The 19,377-nt window shown below is 58.2% G+C and carries 15 protein-coding genes; 6 read left to right on the top strand and 9 right to left on the bottom strand.

Annotated features, from left to right (window positions below):
* Positions 1–48 precede the first annotated feature (48 nt).
* The gene (locus tag M504_RS11215; RefSeq protein WP_047491286.1) at positions 49–1,935 is read right to left on the bottom strand and encodes an alpha-L-arabinofuranosidase C-terminal domain-containing protein; all 1,887 of its coding nucleotides are present in this window, start codon (positions 1,933–1,935) and stop codon (positions 49–51) included.
* A 152-nt stretch (positions 1,936–2,087) separates the two neighbouring features.
* Entirely contained in the window at positions 2,088–3,977 is a 1,890-nt protein-coding gene (htpG, locus tag M504_RS11220; protein ID WP_047491289.1) for a molecular chaperone HtpG, read from the bottom strand.
* Between the two features lie 110 nt (positions 3,978–4,087).
* Here htpG and M504_RS11225 point away from each other — a divergent pair, with 110 nt between their 5' ends.
* Positions 4,088–4,993 (top strand): hypothetical protein, encoded by a 906-nt coding sequence (locus M504_RS11225; protein ID WP_156993696.1) that lies wholly within the window; start codon positions 4,088–4,090, stop codon positions 4,991–4,993.
* 56 nt (positions 4,994–5,049) lie between these two features.
* On the opposite strand, the gene M504_RS11230 is transcribed toward M504_RS11225, so the two are convergent.
* Positions 5,050–5,676, bottom strand: coding sequence for an FMN-dependent NADH-azoreductase (locus M504_RS11230; RefSeq protein ID WP_047491292.1), 627 nt, complete (start codon positions 5,674–5,676; stop codon positions 5,050–5,052).
* Positions 5,677–5,855: 179 nt separating this feature from the next.
* On the opposite strand from M504_RS11230, the gene M504_RS11235 reads away from it, so the two are divergent.
* Positions 5,856–6,827, top strand: a complete 972-nt coding sequence (locus M504_RS11235; RefSeq protein WP_047491294.1) for a zinc-binding alcohol dehydrogenase family protein — start codon at positions 5,856–5,858, stop codon at positions 6,825–6,827.
* Positions 6,828–6,831: 4 nt separating this feature from the next.
* Here M504_RS11235 and M504_RS21315 read toward each other — a convergent pair whose 3' ends face one another.
* The 4 genes from M504_RS21315 to yajC all read right to left on the bottom strand — a co-directional run bounded on the left by M504_RS21315 (position 6,832) and on the right by yajC (position 11,660).
* On the bottom strand, positions 6,832–8,361 hold the full coding sequence (locus tag M504_RS21315; RefSeq protein WP_198137573.1) for an energy transducer TonB: 1,530 nt from the start codon (positions 8,359–8,361) through the stop codon (positions 6,832–6,834).
* Positions 8,362–8,671: 310 nt separating this feature from the next.
* The gene (secF, locus tag M504_RS11245; RefSeq protein WP_047491296.1) at positions 8,672–9,619 is read right to left on the bottom strand and encodes a protein translocase subunit SecF; all 948 of its coding nucleotides are present in this window, start codon (positions 9,617–9,619) and stop codon (positions 8,672–8,674) included.
* A gap of 33 nt (positions 9,620–9,652) precedes the next feature.
* On the bottom strand, positions 9,653–11,224 hold the full coding sequence (gene secD, locus M504_RS11250; RefSeq protein WP_047491302.1) for a protein translocase subunit SecD: 1,572 nt from the start codon (positions 11,222–11,224) through the stop codon (positions 9,653–9,655).
* A 61-nt stretch (positions 11,225–11,285) separates the two neighbouring features.
* Complete coding sequence (gene yajC, locus M504_RS11255; RefSeq protein WP_232296254.1) at positions 11,286–11,660, bottom strand: preprotein translocase subunit YajC; 375 nt, start codon at positions 11,658–11,660, stop codon at positions 11,286–11,288.
* 168 nt (positions 11,661–11,828) lie between these two features.
* Here yajC and M504_RS11260 point away from each other — a divergent pair, with 168 nt between their 5' ends.
* The 3 genes from M504_RS11260 to M504_RS11270 all read left to right on the top strand — a co-directional run bounded on the left by M504_RS11260 (position 11,829) and on the right by M504_RS11270 (position 14,018).
* Positions 11,829–12,644: a TIGR03435 family protein gene (locus M504_RS11260; protein WP_047491305.1), complete on the top strand. Its 816-nt coding sequence runs from the start codon at positions 11,829–11,831 to the stop codon at positions 12,642–12,644.
* A 431-nt stretch (positions 12,645–13,075) separates the two neighbouring features.
* Complete coding sequence (locus M504_RS11265) at positions 13,076–13,666, top strand: c-type cytochrome (protein ID WP_047491308.1); 591 nt, start codon at positions 13,076–13,078, stop codon at positions 13,664–13,666.
* A 34-nt stretch (positions 13,667–13,700) separates the two neighbouring features.
* Entirely contained in the window at positions 13,701–14,018 is a 318-nt protein-coding gene (locus M504_RS11270; protein WP_047491311.1) for a DUF5666 domain-containing protein, read from the top strand.
* Between the two features lie 87 nt (positions 14,019–14,105).
* Here the strand turns inward: M504_RS11270 and M504_RS11275 are convergent, their stop codons facing one another.
* On the bottom strand, positions 14,106–16,127 hold the full coding sequence (locus tag M504_RS11275) for an LVIVD repeat-containing protein (protein ID WP_047491314.1): 2,022 nt from the start codon (positions 16,125–16,127) through the stop codon (positions 14,106–14,108).
* Positions 16,124–16,882, bottom strand: a complete 759-nt coding sequence (locus M504_RS11280) for a DUF305 domain-containing protein (RefSeq protein ID WP_047491317.1) — start codon at positions 16,880–16,882, stop codon at positions 16,124–16,126. Before M504_RS11280 ends, M504_RS11275 begins: the two co-directional genes overlap by 4 nt.
* A gap of 335 nt (positions 16,883–17,217) precedes the next feature.
* On the opposite strand from M504_RS11280, the gene M504_RS11285 reads away from it, so the two are divergent.
* Complete coding sequence (locus tag M504_RS11285) at positions 17,218–19,290, top strand: glutaminase family protein (protein ID WP_047491320.1); 2,073 nt, start codon at positions 17,218–17,220, stop codon at positions 19,288–19,290.
* The last annotated feature ends 87 nt before the right edge of the window (positions 19,291–19,377 follow it).

A 19,377-nucleotide genomic window follows, 5' to 3' on the forward strand; every position in this document is an offset into this window, starting at 1 on the left:
ACGTAAGGTTTGATTTTACCAGTCTGGCAGAATGTGGGCTCCCGGCAGTTACTTCACCGGAAGCACCATCACCTGCACACTCAACGGTGGCACCGTATGGTGGATTGATGCAGACGCCCGTAGGCGAGATACCTGCGGCGTAATGTGTTTCGGGTCCGCGATGCTGTTGGTCGCCGTGCGCGCATCGCCTTTCAGCGTAACGAGCGATGCGCCCGCCCCCGGCGTTGCACCCTGCACCTTTACATCCAGCGTCTGCGGTTCCGTGGAGCCGTTCACCAGCTTCACGTAAATCTCGCCCTTTGCAGGATCGCGAGTCACTGACGTGAAGAAGCGCGTATGCACTCCACCACTCAACTGCGTCTCTGAAACTTCGGTGCCCAGGTACTGCGCAAACATGCTTTGTGCGTAATACGAGGGTGAGCCGTAGCTCTTCGCAGCGTCATAGCCAATAAGGTCGCTCTCCCACTGCATACCGCCGGGATTCACGTTCACAAACAATGGTGCGTATGCAGACATTTCGATGAGGTCGCTGTTGCGCTCCATGCCGGTCATCCATGCGGCATCGGCCAGAGCGGCGCCAAGGTCGGTCGTCGGCGAACCTTCGCGCGTGGCCCACTCGCCAACAAAAATCTTCGGCCCTGTGCGCGGCACGTGATCGTAGTGATCGGTCATGGCATAGAACTCTTCCGCGCGCTTGTAATAGTGATCGTCAATGAGGTCTGGCTGCAGCCCACGCTTCACCGGCGCCGTGGCAATCAACTTCAAGCTTGGATACTTGTCATGGATCGCCTTCGCAAACTGCGGCCAACGCTCGTCATAGCTGCCGGAGCGATCGAGATTGTCTTCATTACCAATCTCCACATAATGCAGCGGGAATGGCTGCGGATGTCCCAGCTTTGCGCGAACCGCACCCCACTTGGTATCGGCACCGCCCATGGTGAACTCAATCTCGTCCAACGCATCATCCACAAAAGGCTGCATGTGCGCGCCCGCGGCAATGTGCGTTCCCTTCAGCGAGTAACCCGCATACACGGCCAGCACCGGCTCAATGTTCAGGTCCTCAGTCCACTCCAGAAATTCCAGCAGCCCCATGCCATCAGTCGACGCATAATTCCACGGGCCACGATGTCCAGGGCGATCCGCCAGCGGACCCAGCGTTGCCTTCCAATCGAAGCGCTCCTCCACCGTGTCGCCTTCGAGGTAGTTACCGCCCGGCATACGCAGGAACTTCGGATGCATCCCGGCCATCATCTCCATCAGATCCGTACGGTTGCCATTCTCGCGGTCCTTGTACGTGGGCGGGAACAGCGACACAAGTTGCAACATCACGCTGCCCGGCTTCTTAAAGCTCAGCAGCAAATGATTGTTCGCGCCGGCCTCAATCCTTCCTGTGTGGAGCGAGAACGTGTGCTGCTTCCAGTCGCCAGTAATGCCGTCGACTGTTGCCGTCGCAGCCACCGCGCCCGTGGTGTTGTTCACCAGAGAAATCGTCATCGACCCAAGATCGCCGCGTGCATAAAACGATCCGTTATAGGTGGTATCTGGCTTCAGCGCCATGCCCCACCAACCATCGTTGCGCACACCAGCGGGCGCAGCATCCGTCGCCGTCGCGATATCCACACGCATGCTGTCCAGCAGAGCATTCGACGGGCCATCACCGGCCACCATCTTGATGGTCGCCGCGGAGTCGCCTGCATTGTCTACGATCCAATGCTGCATGCCGCTCCAGTCGTGGTGGAACGTGCGATTGCGCACCATCTCTGCATACAAGCCGCCATCGTAGGAGTAGTTAATCTCCTCCGTCATCAGGCCATAGAGCATGGGGCTGACAGGATGCACCGGCTTATCAGCCTGGATGGTCAGAGTGGCCTGCGCGTGCGCAAGCGACGCAGTAAGAACAGCAGCAGTGGCAATGGCAGAGAGTCTTGTGAGCATTGTTTCTCCGGGCGGTACGATGCTATCGCAAAATGCCTCTGTTTTTTACATGCCGCGAAATTTATTGGATAGAACAGGGCAAAGCCCAAGTGCGCATACCGACCGCACAGAAGCTTAAAGGGAGTGAGCAGAACACTCACTCCCTTTAAGCACTAGATGGATTGGTTCAACACGCGATTCAATCGCTGCACAAACGTTGTCGGATCCTTCAACGGCACGCCTTCCAACAACAACGCCTGATCAAACAACAACCACGCCGCATCGTCCACACGGCTGTTGCTTGGGTCGGCCAGCAGCTTGCGAATAATCTCGTGATCGGGATTGATTTCCAACGTGGGCTGCATGGCAGGCAGGTCCTTCTGCCCCATCGCCTCCATCATGCGACGCATCCGTGCCGAAGGCTCATCCTCATCGCTGACGATAACGGAAGGACTATCAGCCAACCGCGATGACGCACGCACATCCTTCACTGCGTCGCCCAGCGTAGCCTTGATCTTCTCCAGCAGCGGCTTCAACTCTTCTGTCTTCTCTGGAGACGCCTCATCCTTCACGTCTTCGGAGGTGGAAGACTTATTCACTGACTTGAATTCCACATCGCCGTAGTTGTTCACGGTGGAGAAGACGATCTCATCAATCTCGTCATCAAGAATCAGGACTTCAATGCCCTTCTTCTTGTAGATCTCCAACAGCGGCGAGTTACGCAGCATGCTCTCTGTGCCGCCAGTGATGTAATACAGCGCCTTCTGCTCGGGCTGCATGCGCTCTTTTGCTTCCGCCAGCGACGTCAGGCCTTCCACCTTTGTCGACTTGAAGCGCACCAGGTCCAGCAGCGTATCGCGATTCGCATAGTCGCCGTACACGCCTTCCTTCAGCGGACGGTTGTACTCAGTGATGAACTGCGCGTACTTCTCCTTGTCGTTGTTCGCAATGGTCTTGAACTCCGACAGGATCTTCTTCACGCTGGCCGTCTTGATGCTGGTGAGCACCTTGTTCTGCTGCAGAATCTCGCGCGACACATTCAGCGGCAGGTCTTCGGAATCAATAATGCCGCGCACGAAACGCAGATACGGCGGCAGCAGATCCTTCGAGTCGTCCATGATGAACACGCGCTTCACATACAGCTTCACGCCGCCCTTGTAGTCCTGTTGATACAGGTCCAGTGGGGCCTTCGACGGAATGTAAAACAGCGTGGTGTATTCCAGCGTGCCTTCCGCGCGCGTGTGGAACCAGAACAGCGGATCGTCCCAATCGCCGGTCAGCGACTTGTATAACTCCTTGTAATCGTCATCCTTCAACTCGGACCTGGAACGACGCCACATCGCGCTCGCAGCATTCACCTGTTCCGTGGTGCGCGTCTTGATGGATTCCTTCTTCTCCGCATCCCACTCGCTCTTGTCGTACGTCAGGAAGATGGGGAAGGCGATGTGATTGGAATACTTCTTCACAATCTCCTGCAGCCGATATCCATTGGCGTACTGCGCGCCCTCATCATTCAGATGGATAACGATGGTGGTTCCAGCCACACTGCGCGCATGCTCGCCCGTGACCTCTTCCAGGTCGAAGCCGGTCTTGCCGTCGCTGGTCCACTTCCATGTGGTCTCTTCACCCGCCTTGCGCGAGTAGACATCCACCTTATCCGCGACCATAAACACGGAATAGAAACCCACACCAAACTGACCGATCAGGTTGGAATCTTTGCGCGCATCGCCGGAAAGGTGCGAGAGGAAGTTCTTCGTTCCCGAACGCGCAATGGTGCCCAGGTGCGAAATCAAATCTTCCTGGTTCATGCCAACGCCCGTATCGGACAGCGTCAGCAGCTTGTTCGCTTCGTCCAGCTCCAAGTCAATGCGCGGTGCATCAATGCCGTTGCCCACCAGCGCCTTGAACTTCTCATCCGTCAGGCTCAGGTGGCGCAGCTTATCCAGCGCGTCTGACGAGTTGGAGATCAGTTCGCGGAGAAAGATCTCCGGGTGCGAATACAGCGAATGAACGATCAGTTGGAGGAGTTGCGATACTTCTGTCTGAAATTCCTGTTTTGCCATGGCACCGACTATTATCGCCAAAGTTCAATGAAGGAATGAAGAGTTCAACAAACGACGATCGTTTTTAGCAGCTTCTCGCGGGGTCGGTCGGCTCCTGTAAGATTCCCACCATGCGGATCCGGGGCAGGACTTTCTTCCTGGGCATGTTGCTCGCGGGCTGTCTGACTGGCTCCGGGTTACATGCGCAGAACGAATCTACGACGATCGATACGACCATCCCCTTAGAACAGAGGATTGTGGACACGCCTGCCTCTGTACTGCGGACCATTCGTGCGCGCGTGGAGCCCCACACCTTGTCCGTTGCAGAGCGCGACAAGGTCATCAAGGCATTGGCTGCGCTTCCAGCATTCGAAACGAATGCCCTCGTTGCCCATGTACGCTCCATCAGCTTTGTAGACGGGCGCTTCGCCAATGGAATGACAATTGCCTCGGCGACGCCGTCAGGAACAATCTACGACATTGTGATTCACGCACCTGTACTCGACGAAACCGTATCCGCCTTCTTCACGCGCAAGGAACAGGGTTGCTATCGACCATCCACGTCAGGGGCGATGATCGCGATCGAGGCGGGCTCGCAGGATGCGGTGTTGTACGTTCTTTTGCATGAGGCGATGCACGTGGTGGACGGCATCCCGGCTGCTCAATCGACAGCCGCTTATACGCCACCGCCATCTCTTGCGGCAGACATCTGGAATGACTCACTCACAGTAAATCCCGCTTATCGGTCGCCATTTTTAGGCGGGACATGCTTTCGCACCGGTAGGCCCGGCAGCATGGACAACGCCCAGGAAACCTATAAGGCACTTCAGTCCTCGCCATTTGCTTCTCTGTACGGCAGTACAAACTGGTACGACGACTCGGCGGAGCTGGTCGCGCTCTATCACCTTACCCAGGTGCTGCACGAACCGTATCGCATCATTTTGTCAACGCAGGAACGAACGATCCTTTTGATCGACCCCATGACATCACCGGCGGTAACGATGCGCTTTCCCGGCGTTAGTGCGCTCTACAAATAAAAAGGCTAAGCGAAGACAAACAATGTCCTCGCTTAGCCTTTTCGTTTGAATGACGATTACGCCTTGGCGAGTTCCTTCGCCTGCTCCACGAAGGGCTTCTTCCAATCCTCTTCGCTGATCTTGCCGTACTGGATGCCGGCAGCACCGCCCGCAGCCAGGAATGTCACGTCGGTCAGGCCAATGAAGCTGAGGATGTGCTTCAGGTATGGCGTCAGCTGGTCGTATGCCTCGCTGGGTTCGCCCTTGGGGTATGCACCAGCGCTGGCCACAATGACCGTAACCTTTTTGCCCAGGAGCGTTCCCACGGGACCGTTCTCCGTGTAATTCACGGTCACACCCACGCGCACCAGATGGTCGATCCATGCCTTCAGAACAGCAGGAATCTGGAAGTTGTACATGGGCGTGGTGATCAGGATGTGGTCTGCTGCCTGCACTTCCCCAATGATCTCGTTGGAGACCTTCAGCGCGGCCTTGCTCTCTTCAGAATGCTGATCGGGCGGCGTGAATGCGCCGGCAATCCACGGCAGGTCAAGGAACGTCGGCTGATTCTTCGCCAGATCGCGCGTCACCACGGTGCCTCCCGTGTGCGCTGCCTGCCAGCCTTCCACAAACGTTTGTCCAAGCTGACGCGAATACGAGTAGTCGCCACGGGGGCTGACGTCAATCTTCAAAAGTGATGCCATGTGCGAAAAATCTCCGAAACGAGAAATGAATTCTGATCGTGCGCTCTTTCTGATGACGTTTCTATATCGAAGGATTCGGCATGAAAGAGAATTTTCCATGACAACCCTCGCCGCGTCGCCTCACACCCCTGCCGCATCCAATCCCCACATTGCCCGTAATCGTGAGGACCAGGAACGCCATGAAAGCAGCCATCATTCCAGCAGCAGGTGCACCTCCCGTCTTCGGCGAATTCCGTGAGCCGGAAGCCATTGACGGCAAAGTGGTTGTGAACGTTCGCGCCTCTGCCCTGAGCCATCTCAGCAAGATGCGCTCATCCGGTGCGCATTACAGTTCCGAGGGCGTCTTCCCCTCTGTCCCGGGCGTGGACGGCACAGGCACCACGCAGGATGGCCGACGCGTCTATTTCGCCCTCCCAGAGACACCCTTCGGAGCGCTTGCAGAAAAATCGCTGGTGGACGAAAAACTCAGCATCCCGATCCCCGATGGATTGGACGATGTAACCGCCGCGGCGATCGCCAATCCCGGCATGTCTGCATGGGCCGCATTGGTGGAACGCGCAAAGTTCGTCCGCGGCGAAACGGTGCTGATCAACGGCGCCACAGGTTCCGCAGGCAGCATGGCCGTGCAGATTGCGAAATACCTTGGCGCAGGCCGAATCCTAGTCAGCGGACGCAACGCGGAAAAACTGGAAGCGTTGCGCAAGCTGGGCGCAGACGAGGTGATCCCGTTCACCATCGACGCGGATCACCCAGACGGCGCAGACGCATTCGAGCAGGCGCTAAAACCACATTTCCAAAATAGAATCGACGTGGTGCTGGATTACCTGTGGGGTGGCAGCGCACGCGCGATCATCGCCTCGATTGCGCGCAACGTGGAAGATGCCCACCGGGTTCGCCTTGTGCAGATCGGCTCGGCGGCGGGTGAGAACAGCATCGATCTCCCCGCCGCCGCGTTGCGTTCTTCCGCAATCGAACTGATGGGCAGTGGCCTGAAGTCCGTCCCCATGAACAAGCTGATGGAAGGCATTGCACACGTCTTCGAAGGCGCAGCCAAGGGCGCATTCGAAATAGCCATCGCAACGCTGCCGTTGGAGAAGATTGCCGAAGCATGGCAGGCGCCCGGCGAGCCTCGCATGGTGGTTACGATTTAGCCGCTTACTGCAGCTCAAACTCCATAAGAGCCTGCGTGGTGAACTGGCGCGCCTTACCGCCCAAAACATAGGGCTTGTAGCGCCACTGCTGCACCGCGTTTAATGCGGCATCGCGAAGCTGCACGGGGCCGCTGATGACGCGAGCCGCTGCAACGTTACCAGACTTATCCACAACCGCTTCAACCTTCACTGCACCCGCTACATGCGCCGCCGACGCCGCCGCAGGATAAGCTGCCGCCGGGCTGTAGATCAGGTTTGAGGACATAACCCCCAGCGACGTGGGTCTTACCGTTCCCGCAGGCGCCGAGCCCGCAATTGTATTTACGGCGCCAAAGGATGGCGGCACGTTGGCCTTGGCCATCAACGAATCACTGTTGCTGAGCGGGGTACGGCGCAAAAGATGCGGGTAGCGACGCCCCGTGTTGTCATACTCGGCTTCCTGTTGCGGCGTCAGACCGGGGTGGTCAAGCTGCTTCGACAGAACGCCCGGGGAAACGGTTGTGGGAGCCGCTGGCTTCGACGCATTCGCAGACGACCGCACAATGGACGCAGGCGATGAGGTAGTCGACGCAGGTGCGGCTGCAGGCGGACGCGATACGCCCACAGGCGGAGGCGTAACGGCGGCCACCTGTTGCGGCTTGGACGGCCCAGTGTTCGCGGGAGAAGGCACTGCATACGTCTGCCGAGCAGAGACAGCCTTGTTGTGCGAAGGCTCCGCAGCACGCGGCGAATGGCTGCCCTTCGGGGCTTGCGATGGCTTGATCGGCGCAATGTTGGGCGGGGGTTGTTCCACAACCCCGGACTGCGGCACAACCGGCGCTGGCGTCGGGGTGGAGTTGCCCTCAATCACCGGAGCTGGCGTCGCGACAGCCTCTGGCGCGGCGGAAGTATTGCGATAGAACCACCATCCTGCCAAGGCCACCACCAGCAGCACACCGGCCACGGACGCCCACACAAGCGGCTTACGCCGGGAATCGTCGGCGACTTCAACGTCCACCCGTGCAAATCGAATCGGCGTATCCAGCACAGGCCCCGGCGACGGCTTTTCAACAGCCTCAGGAAAAGTAGATAAATCTTCCTTCTCGCTGCGATCGATCGCGGAAGCAACAGGGAACCGCGCAATCGGCACGGGGACAGGAATGTTGACCACATCCGCAGTGGAAACTGTGGATTCTCCCTGCAAGGTCTCGGCCGCAACAATCGGGGCAACAACAGGCAAGGCAGGAAGGGAAGCCGCCGTTGTGCGGCCAACGGGTGGATTCAGACCGTCATGTGCTTCCATGACAAAGCGCAGAAGATCATGCGCCACAGTCTCATCAGCCTCCGCTGCCAGCCGCTTACCGGCGGCCGCCAGCGCCACCACACCCAGCGTTTCGCCATAACGGACTGCACTGCCACGGCGATGCAGCATCACCCACACATGCGACGTCAGGTCGCGATGAAATCCTCGCTCGTCATGCAAACGGCGAGACACCTGCGCCAGTGCCTGTGGCTTTTCCACAGCGATACCCGCTGTGGTGAAAAACTCGGACATCTCCGCAATCTCATCCGCGTAACGGACAGACACATCCTCAAGTTGCGACGGCTGAAGCATTCTCGGCGTAAACCCTTCCTTGGGGGATGGACGAATTACCCATCTACAAGCGTACAGACACGGAAATCCAGCAAGCGTTGCCGTTTTACGGCTTCTGCCGCCAGATCCACTGATCCTCGAAAGGATCGCTAAAACCTAGCCGGAAGGATCTGCTTTCTTTTCATAAAGCTACGCCTTGGCAGTAGCTTGGCTGGCGAAAACAGAAAACGGACGCCGAAGCGTCCGTTTCCGCAAAACATGCAAGACTGGATTAAGCCGTAGCCTTACGTCCCGCCTGAAGACCGGAGCTCTTGCCCTTGCTGGAACGCCAGTCGGTGTAGGCCACCAGCATGGGCGCCGCCACCGCGATGGACGAGTACGTACCGATCAGGATGCCGATCACCAGCGCGAACGAGAAGCCGTGCAGCACTTCGCCGCCGAACAGGTACAACGCCAGCACCGTCAGGAACGTCAGGCCCGACGTCAGCAGGGTTCGTGACAGCGTCTGATTGATGCTCTTGTTCACCACTTCGCTCAACGTGGCGCGACGCATCAACTGCAGGTTCTCGCGGATACGGTCGAAGACCACGATCGTATCGTTCATGGAGTAACCCACCAGCGTCAGGATGGCCGCGATGACGGTCAGCGTGATTTCCTGGTTGGTCAGTGAGAACGCGCCGATGGTGATCAGCGTGTCATGGAAAACCGCGATCACAGCCGCTGCGCCGTAGATGAATTCGAACCGGAACCACAGGTACGCGAGCATACCCAGCAGCGACCACAGAATGGCCCAGCCTGCCTGACGCGTAAGCTGCTTACCTGCCGTGGGCCCCACGGTGTACGCATCTTCCACCTTATTGGTGGAGTCGGTGTAGTTGGAGTTCAGAGCCTTCACCACGGTTGCGCGCGCAGAGTCAGAGTTGCTGTCGCTCGTCTCCGGCAGCGTGATCACAGCTTCGTAGCCATTGGCGCCGTTCAGGCGCTGGATGCTGGCATCGTGAATGCCAGCGCGATCCATGGCCGTGCGCAGATGCTCTTCATTCGGCTGCTGCGGAAACGACACCCGCACCTGCGTGCCGCCCTTGAAGTCAATGCCCACGGGAATGTGGTTCCAGAACAGCATGCTGAGCACGCCTGCCACAGAGAAGATCAGCGAGAAGCCAAGAAACAGCCACTTCTTGCTGAGCCAGTCGATGTTGCTATCGCGAAAGAATTCCACTTGCGAAACCTCGGTACTACAGAAACAGAAACGTTAGATCGACAGTGCTTCGCCGCGCGTCTTGCGTTGCAGAATGCTGTCAAAGATCACTCGCGAAACGAACACGGCCGTAAACAGGTTGGCCAACAGACCAAACATCAGCGTTACAGCAAAGCCACGCACCGGGCCCGTTCCCACAAAGAAAAGGATCAGCGCGGAGACGATGGTCGTGACGTGGGTATCCAGAATGGTCTGCCATGCATGTTCAAATCCGCCGAAGACAGACGCGCTGGCATTCTTGCCTGCACGAATCTCTTCACGGATGCGCTCAAAGATCAGCACGTTCGAGTCGACGCCCATACCGATCGTGAGGATCACACCCGCGATACCCGGCAGTGTCAGCGTCGATCCGGTGAAGCCCATGAAGCCCAGCAGAATAACCAGGTTCAGGATCAGCGCCAGGTCCGCGTTGATGCCCGCGCCCTTGTAGTAGATGAGCATGAAGATCATCACGGCCATCATGCCGACGACCGATGCGATCACACCCTGGCGAATGCTCGTAGCACCCAGCGAAGGTCCGACGGTGTGCGTCTCCAGGAACACGATGGAAGCAGGCAGCGAACCCGTGCGCAGCATCAGCGACAGATCGCCTGCTGTCTGCTTGGTGAAGCCGCCGCCGCTGATCTGGCCCTGGTCGCGGATGGCGCCGTTGATGTTCGCCACTTCGCGCACCTTGTTATCCAGAACAATGGCCATCTGCTTGCCAATGTTGGTGCTGGTGTACGCGTAGAAACGATCGCCAGCGCCGGTGGTCAGAGTAAAGGAAACGTCCGGGCGTCCGGCTTCATCCTGCGATGCGCGAGCGTCGCGGAAGTCCGGTCCCTGCACCACAGCAATGCGCTTCAGGCTCCACCACGACTGGTCACCCAGCGCGTTGCCGCCCTGCACCAGAACGCTGTCCGGCTGAAGCTGCATCTGTGCGTCCTGCTCCGTGGTGAACGGGCCGCCGGTTACTTCGTGAATCTCAAGGCGCGCCGTGGACTGGATCACATCGCGAACGTGATCGGCATTATCAATGCCGGGCAGTTCGACAAGGATCTGATCCTCACCCAGGCCATACTTCTGGATCACGGGTTCAGCGACACCCAGCGAGTCCACACGACTACGGATCGTCTCAATCGACGTCTCCAGCGTGCGTTCGCGCAGGTCCTTCACCTCGGCCAGCTTCATGGTCATCTTGTAACCATCAGCGGTGGAAGCAAGGTCGTATGCGGAGAACTCGGTCGCACTCAGCGCGTCCTTAACCGCAGACATATTGTTTACAGGTACGCCGCTGACCACGATGACTGGCTGCGACGGTTCAGGCTTGGTGGCGTGTGCCCCGGGAGCAACCTTGCTGGCTGCGTCCTGCGCGCGCACCATATCGTTGTCGCTGCTGGCTGCAACGGCTTCCGCCGTCTTTACCTGCAACACGATGTGCGTACCGCCGCGAAGGTCCAGGCCAAGGTGAATGCGCCGTGTGATCGACTCCTTCAGCCCGCCGTGCGGGATACCGAAGATGCCGTATAGAAACACCACCAGGATGGCGATGATGACCGCGATTTTGCCGTTCAGATTCTTCTGCATGGATATCTATCTAAGGTTGTGAGGATCGCACCATAAGGCGCTGATCTTTCTCACCCGGAACTTACTGTCCCGCCTCTTCCTCCGTGGTCACGGATGCGATGGCGGTCTTCAGAAACTCAAGCTTGACGCCGTCAGGCTGCGTGCGCAGGACCACCACATCGTCCTTCAGGCTGATGATGGTGCCGCGGATGCCGCCCGTCGTAGCAACGCGATCGCCGGACTTCAGCTGCGAAAGCTGCTCGTTCCACTTCTTCTGTTTGCGCTGGTTGGGGATAGCCGTGAGCAGCACCATGCCGATGAGAAGAACAGGCAGCAGCAAGCTGAATCCGCCAAATGCGGAGCCGCCGCTGGATTGCAAGAAGTAGAGCGCGAACAATGCGTGCACAGGGAACATCCTTGATTCCACGCCCGCAACCGGTTCGCGGGCGAAATTCATGCACCAGATGTCAGTGGATTTGCACGGCAGGAGTACCCGCTCCCACCGGGACGACGGAAACACCAGCCGGCAAAAGACAGAGGGGTGCTAGTCCAATATGCTCAAGGAATACCGCCACAGTGTCAAGATTTCGCCTAGTTACTCGTCACCCCCAAAGTATCTTGGGGTATGCCCTCGCCGCTTGGCCTGACCTCTGTGCCCCGTAAAAGCTTGCTGGCGCTTCTGTTGCTCTCCGTGGCGCCGGTTGCCATTTCGGCACAAAAATCAGACCACCCCAGCTTCGCCGTCACCTCGGTCAAGCCGTATGTGGGCGAAACCCCGGCATACAGTCTCAATTTTGACGGCGGCCATGCGGAGTTGACGCGCATCACCGTGGCAGACATGATCCGGCATTGCTACCGCCTGACCACCAACGACCAGATCGTGAACCTGCCGGACTGGGCAAAGAACGACCGCTGGGACATTAAGGCGACGGAGGAGGAAGACATCTCCAGCAAGCTGGAGCACGGCCCGCTGGATCAGCGCATGGCCCTGATGAACTCACTGATTCTGGAACTGATGCACGACCGCTTCGGCCTGCGCGAGTCAAAGACCACGCGCGTTCTGCCTGCCTATGAGTTAACCGTGGCCAAATCTGGCCTGAAAGCCCAACCCGCCGACGCCGTCATCCAGGGGTTCCAAGGGCTGGACGGACCCAACGGCCACATTACGGCCAACGGTGCATCCATGGCGCTGCTGGTCATGCGCATGGGCTTTATGCCGGAGGTGCAGGGACATCCCATCGTGGATCACACCGGATTAACCGGCGAATATAGCTGGAAGCTGAACTGGACACCGGAGCTTAGCTCTCTCTCTGCCAATTCAAGCGACCTGCCATCGTTATTTGAAGCTCTTCAGCAACAACTCGGTCTAAGACTCGTTGCCACAAAGACTGCCGTTCCCGCCATCCAGGTGGACAGCATCAGCAAGCCTTCACCCGATTGATTGGGAGTGTTCTCCTGAAGCACGCTTCTTTCTATCTTCCGATTTGCTGTCTTTCCGATAGAACGTGCGGCGACATTGCACGCACTCCCATGGATACAAACCAAATCTCCAAAGCACATGGCGTTCAAGCCATGTCCTCTTCGGCCACCTCCGCAAAACACGTCCGGGACAATTACAGGAAAACAACATCGGAAGACTTTACGCTTGAAAATAAAGGACATGCAAACGCCATTTCGCTCACCTTACCGATGGTCGCGCGTCTGATATGACCGCTAATTCCGCCGGTGATATTACAGAGGCCCTTGCAGGTTGATAACGGACGCTTACATCGAGCAATGACGCACGTTTGCATGCAAACATATCGTCTTCCGCACCGTATGCTGTAGGCACACTCACTCTGATTTCATCCGTGCCGATAGGGGAGTATCGCTATGAGGACCCTGCTGCGAATGCTCGCGTGCCTTCTGCTGTTGGCTGTCGTTGCTGCCTTGGCAGTCGCGGCCTGGGCGCGACATACCGGAGGCTTCAGTGCGCGGACGGCGCCAACCCCTCTTGAAACGGGGCTGGCGCGATACACCCGCAGCCTTGCGATTCCCGCCTCTGCAAAGTCACGGCAAAACCCCGTTGGGGATTCATCCGCAGTACAGCACGAAGCCATGGCACATTACGCGGACCACTGCGCCTCGTGCCACGCCAACGACGGCTCCGGCGACACGATGTACGGCAAAGGGCTTTACCCCAAACCACCCGATCTTCGGCTTGCCGCAACACAGAACCTGAGCGATGGCGAACTCTTCTTCATCATCCAGAACGGTGTGCGACTCACCGGCATGCCCGCCTTCGGTTCGCCGAATGACGACGGCACAGACTCATGGAAGCTGGTTCGCTTCATCCGCCATCTGCCGAAGATCACGCCAACTGAGGTCGAAGAGATGAATGGCATGAATCCCAAGGGCCCGGATGAATTACAAGAAGAGAAACAGGAACAGGAATTTCTGAACGGTGCCCCCGCCGCGAAGTAACTTGGAAGTAGTTAGGAAAGGAAACGAACCACTCGTGAAGCGCCTGCTTGCCGCACCTCTAGCTCTCGTCCTCAGCGTCTCTGCCTTCGCCCACAACGGCATGGAACACATCATGGGCACAGTTACCGCCATCACGGCGACTTCCATCGACGTAAAGAACCCGAAGGACGGCAAGGTCACCCCTGTCGTGACCGATGCCAAAACCATGTGGATGCGCGGCAAAGACATGATCACCGCAAAAGACGTTCACACCGGCGACCGCGTCGCCATCCACGCAAAGAAGGTCGATGGCAAATTCCTCGCCGCGGAAGTGGAAGTGGGAGCCGCGACTTCAGCGGGCCACAGCCACTAAGCTTCCATCCAGTCAGCAAGCGCGAAGACAAAAGAAAAGAGCCGCGACCGTTATGGCCGCGGCTCTTCTGTTCGTGCGTTGAGTGAGTTACAGCGAAGCAAGCGCCAGAGGAGCACCGTCCGCGTTCTTGCGGAAGATCTCTGCCAGGCCCTGCAGGCGCTTTGCATCCGCAGGAGTCTTAGCAGTAGCAGCAGCCTTATCCAGTTCGCCTGCCATGCCCTTCAGCTTCGCAGCAGCCTTCTTGTCCGTACCGGCCTGGTTGACCAGAGCCTTGATGGAAGCGACCTTGTCCTTCGACAACGAATCGCCGCGGCCAAGCTGATCCAGATACGCCTTAGCAGTGATGTATGTTGCAGGCCAAACTACCTTCGGCTGATCCTGCACGTTCAGTTCTTTGAAGGAGATCTGGTTCGCTGCAGCAATCTCATCCGCCGTCATGAACTCTGTTGGTGTCAGCTTCAACACATCCAGTCCGCGGGCAATCTCCGAACCGTAGATCATGCCGTTGTACCAGTACGTGGACCACTGACCGCCCATGGCGAACTTCTTGCCGCTGATTGGTCCACGGTCAAAGTAAGCAATTTCAAACGGGTGTGCCGGATCGGTCCAGTCCACAAGCGAAACGCCGCCCTGATACCAGCTCTGCACGTGCAGCGCACGTCCCGGAACCGGAATTTCAGAACCGTTGTGAGCCACGCAGTTTTCCTTATCGGTCTGCCCTGCCGGCATCTTGTAGTAGCTCTTCAGCGTCATCTTCTTGTCCGGGCCAATGGAGAAGATAGCGTCTGCGCCCCACTGCATCGGATCGGTTGAACGGCAACGCGGCTGACCACCACCGCCCCACTCGTCAGAGAAGAGAATCGCCTTGCCATCATTGGTGAAGTTGGCCGAGTGCCAGAAAGCATAGTTCGGATCGCTCACCGCATCCAGGCGCTTGGGATGGACCACATCCGAAATATCCAGCAGGATGCCATTGCCCGAGCATGCGCCCGCAGCCAGACCCACCGCCGAATACACCGTGATGTCGTGGCAGCCACGCGTTGCAGAAGTCTGCTGCGTGCCTTCGCCATGGTTGCCGCCTTTCCACAGGCCGTTCATGTTGCCCGTTTCAGGATCGGTAAAGATGCGGGGCGAGTTCACAACCTTCGCCAGTTCAGGATGCGCCAACGGCACCTGGATCACAACGATGGTGAACAACGCCGTGTTCGGATCTTCATCAGGAGAAGCGCCCGAGCAACCACTAAGTTCCTTCGCATCGCGCACACCGGCGGAACCAGACACGTATATGTACACGTTGTCCTTATCCTTCGGATCGACGACCACGGTATGCGTGTGCGATCCACGGCAGGTCTGCACGTCGGTGATCTGCTTCGGCTTGGTTACGTCGCTGATGTCGAAGATGCGCACGCCACGCACGCGATCCTTCTCGGCGGGTTCCGGCTTGCGATTCGCCATCATGCCGGCCATTGCCTTCTGCCGTTCTTCTGCCGACAGGTTCGCCAACTGCTCGCGCTGAGCGGCCTGTGCCTTCTGCGCCTCTTCCAGCGAAGCAAAGCCCTGCACGCCGCAGTCAACACGGCCGTTCGCAGCTTCCACGCTCATGAACAGCAGGTTGCCGTAGACGGACACGTCGCCCTGACCGCCCGGGCACACCATGCTGGTCACCAGCTTCGTGTGTGCCGGATCGGTGATGTCATACGTGTTCACGCCATAGTAGTTACCCACGAACACGTACTTGCCCTTGAATGCTAGGTCAGAGTTCGTGGTGCCATACGGCGCCGGAATCGCAGCGCCACGCGGCGCACCCGGTGCAGGAGGAGCAGCATTCTCCCATGCGGGAACCTTGGATTCGTCCGGCGCAAAGCCCGCAGGCTTGGCAATCGTCTGAACCAACTCCAAGCCCTTGGCGGCAACACCTGCGTCATACAGGCCAGCCTTAAGACCAACGCGCGGATCACTCTCAGGAGCGCGCGGGTTTACATAGACGGTCGGAGTGGGAGGAGCCGCCATCGGCTTCTCATGGTCCATCTGCGCGGTAAGCACCGGCAGCGAACAGGCGAAGACCGCGGCTACTGCAAACGCGGCTTTGAGCGAGGAGAACTGTTTCATGGATTCACCTTTCGAAGAATGCCCTTCATAATGTCGATCTCTGCAAGCTGCGTGTTATCCACGTCGTTTGCAAAGTCAAATAGCTGTGGGTCCTGTCCTGCCCCCGGCTGTTGAAACAACTCCTTCACCATCAGCAATGCGCCGCCGTGGTGTTGCATCATGCCGGTTAGAAACAACCGGTCAAACTCTGCGCCATGCGCCGCACGCAGCGCCTGCATCTGTCGCGGCGTCAACATACCGACCATCGGCGCCACGTCCATGGGATCGGTCTTCTTCGCGCCATCATGATTCATGGCAGAGTGATCCATGCCCTGCATCTGCGACTGGTCCATCCCAGCCATATCGCCGTGATCCATCCCCGCCATCTGCGAATGATCCATGCCAGCCATGTGATCCATGCCGCCCGCAGCAGCCTCTGGATAACCGCGTTCTGCCAACCACTGCTTCATCCAGCGAATCTCATCGCCCTGACTCAGATCAATCTTCGATGCCAGCGCCTTCACATCGGTGTTCGTCGCTCGCGTCTTCGCAAGCTCTGTCATCTCAATGGCCTGGCTGTGATGCATGATCATGTCCTGCATGAACTTCACATCAGCTTCGCTTGGCCCCTTTGCAGGAGGAGCTGCCGTTACAGCAGACAGTTCCTGCGTGGGTTTTCCGGGAGCACCCGGCTGCACAATGTTCGGCGCCTGCGCGAACGCCAGAGACGCGCATCCGCACAGCAGAACGCCAACAACGCGTGAAAGAACGGCCATACACCAACCCTCAGGGGAACGGTTCAAAAACAGTTGATGAAAAATCGCGGTGACTCAGTATGTCTCACACTGCGCATCACCGCAACGTCAAACTTCATCGCTGTGTTGTTATGACACGCTGTATGACATCAGCGATATCAGCTTCGCGGCTGCGAAGCTCACATGACCAAAGGTCGTAATCCTGAACGAAGCCCAAAACGACCTGGTTTCTTTTCAGATCACTACAAACCAACGCAAACACTCAGGCTCGCGAAGGATCAGGAGCATAACGGCATAACAACGACGCTCGCGATATCCTTTCCTCGCTCAACTTTCCGGAGAAAACACGTCCCCAAATGAACGCTCGCCACGCCGCATCGCTGCTTCTCATCGCCGCTTCCACGCTCACGGCCCAAACGGCAGAGCGCCCGCCCGCCACGCCGCTCATCGCGCATGACCCGTACTTCTCCGTATGGTCCACGGCCGACACGCTCACCGCGGAACCAACGAAGCACTGGACAGGTCATCCGCAGCCGCTGAACAGCCTGGTCCGCATCGACGGTAAGTCCTATCGCATCATGGGCAACAGCCGCGACATCCCAGCGTTGCAGCAGACCGGCAGCGAACTAACGTTCACGCACTCGCGCTATCACTTCGCAGGCAACGGTGTTGCGATCGATCTGACCTTCTTCACGCCCGCATTCCTCGATGACCTCGATATCCTCTCGCGCCCCGTCACGTACCTGACGTGGACCGCAAAGAGCACCGACGGCGCATCGCACCAGGTCAGCGTCTTCCTCAACGCAAACGCAGAGATGGCCACCAGCTACAGCGGCCAGCCCGTCACCTACTCGCGTCAACAAACGGCGAACCTCACGGTGCTTTCCGTCGGCACGCAGTCGCAGCAAGTACTGAACCGCAGCGGCGACGACCTCAAGATTGACTGGGGCTACTTTCACATCGCTGTGCCAAACGATGCGCAGCCGAAGACCTCGCTCGCCAGCGGCACCGCACGCGCCTTCGCCACCGATGGCATTCTGCCCGCCAATGACGACATCGACGGCCCCGCACCCTTCACCAAGGGACAGACGGAAATGGCCGTCGCTATCCCGTTCGGCTCTGTCAGCGCACAGGCTGTGTCGAAGACCGCAATGGTCAGCTACACCGACGGCTACAGCATGGAAGTGCTGAACAAGCGCCTGCGCCCGTGGTGGCAGCGTGAAGGCAAGCCCGTCTCGCAGATGCTGGAAGAGGCGCTCGCAGAACAGACCAAGCTCGACGCAAAGGGCAACGCCTTCGACACCAAGTTGAAGGATGACCTGACCAAGAGTGCAGGTGAGAAGTACGCATGGCTCTGCACGCTGTCCTATCGCCAGAGCATCGCCGCACACAAGCTCATCGCCGACAGCGACGGGCAGCCGCTGCTTTTCGCAAAAGAAAACTTCAGCAACGGCGACACCGCAACCGTCGATGTCTTCTACCCCTCCGCGCCCATCTTCCTCTTCTTCAATCCGCGCCTGTTGCACGCGCAGGTGCTGCCAATCCTCGAATACTCGGCGCTTCCCAATCGTTGGAAGTTCCCCTTCGCTCCGCATGACCTTGGCCGCTACCCATTGGCCAACGGACAGGATTACGGCGGCGGTGAAAAGACAGAAGAAAACCAGATGCCCGTCGAAGAGTCAGGCAACATGATCCTGCTCGTTGACGCGCTCGCACGCTTCGAACCCAACAACGCAGGCGTGAAACTCGCCGAGCAGTTCTGGCCGCAGCTTTCGCAGTGGGCCAACTTCTTGCACGAGCACGGCCTCGATCCTGAGAACCAGCTGACCACCGACGACTTCGCCGGACACGTCACACACAACGCGAACCTCGCGCTGAAGGCCATCGACGCGATGGCCGCATACGCCGATCTCGCAAAGCTGCTGCATCACGACGCTGAAGCGAAGAAGTACAACGACGACGCACACGCCTATGCGAAGAAGTGGATGGAGATGGACAAGGAAGGCGATCACTACAAGCTCGCCTACGATTCGCCCAACACCTGGAGCCAGAAGTACAACCTCATTTGGGACAAACTACTTGGCTTCGACCTCTTTCCCAAGAGCGTGCGTGAAAGCGAAATCGCCTTCTACAAGACGAAGCTGAACAAGTACGGTCTGCCCCTCGACAGCCGCAAGGATTACACCAAGCTCGATTGGGAGATGTGGACCGCCACGCTCGCAGACAACGAAGCTGACTTCCACACACTCGTTGACCCGCTCTACACATGGGCCAACGAAACCACCAGCCGCGTCCCCATGACCGACTGGTACGACACCATCACCGGTAAGCAGGTAGGCTTCCAGGCCCGCAGCGTAGTCGGCGGCCTCTTCATCAAGGCCCTCGCCGACAAGCCTCTGGCCGAAAAATACCGCAAAGAAGCCAAGTAACTCCAAACTCAATAGGAAGCAAAAACAAAAGCCCCGCCCAAAGCGGGGCTTTCGCATGCTCCTTAAAAATTACGGAACCGCGTCGAC

This window comes from Terriglobus sp. TAA 43, from assembly GCF_000800015.1.
In the GTDB taxonomy this organism is placed as follows: domain Bacteria; phylum Acidobacteriota; class Terriglobia; order Terriglobales; family Acidobacteriaceae; genus Terriglobus.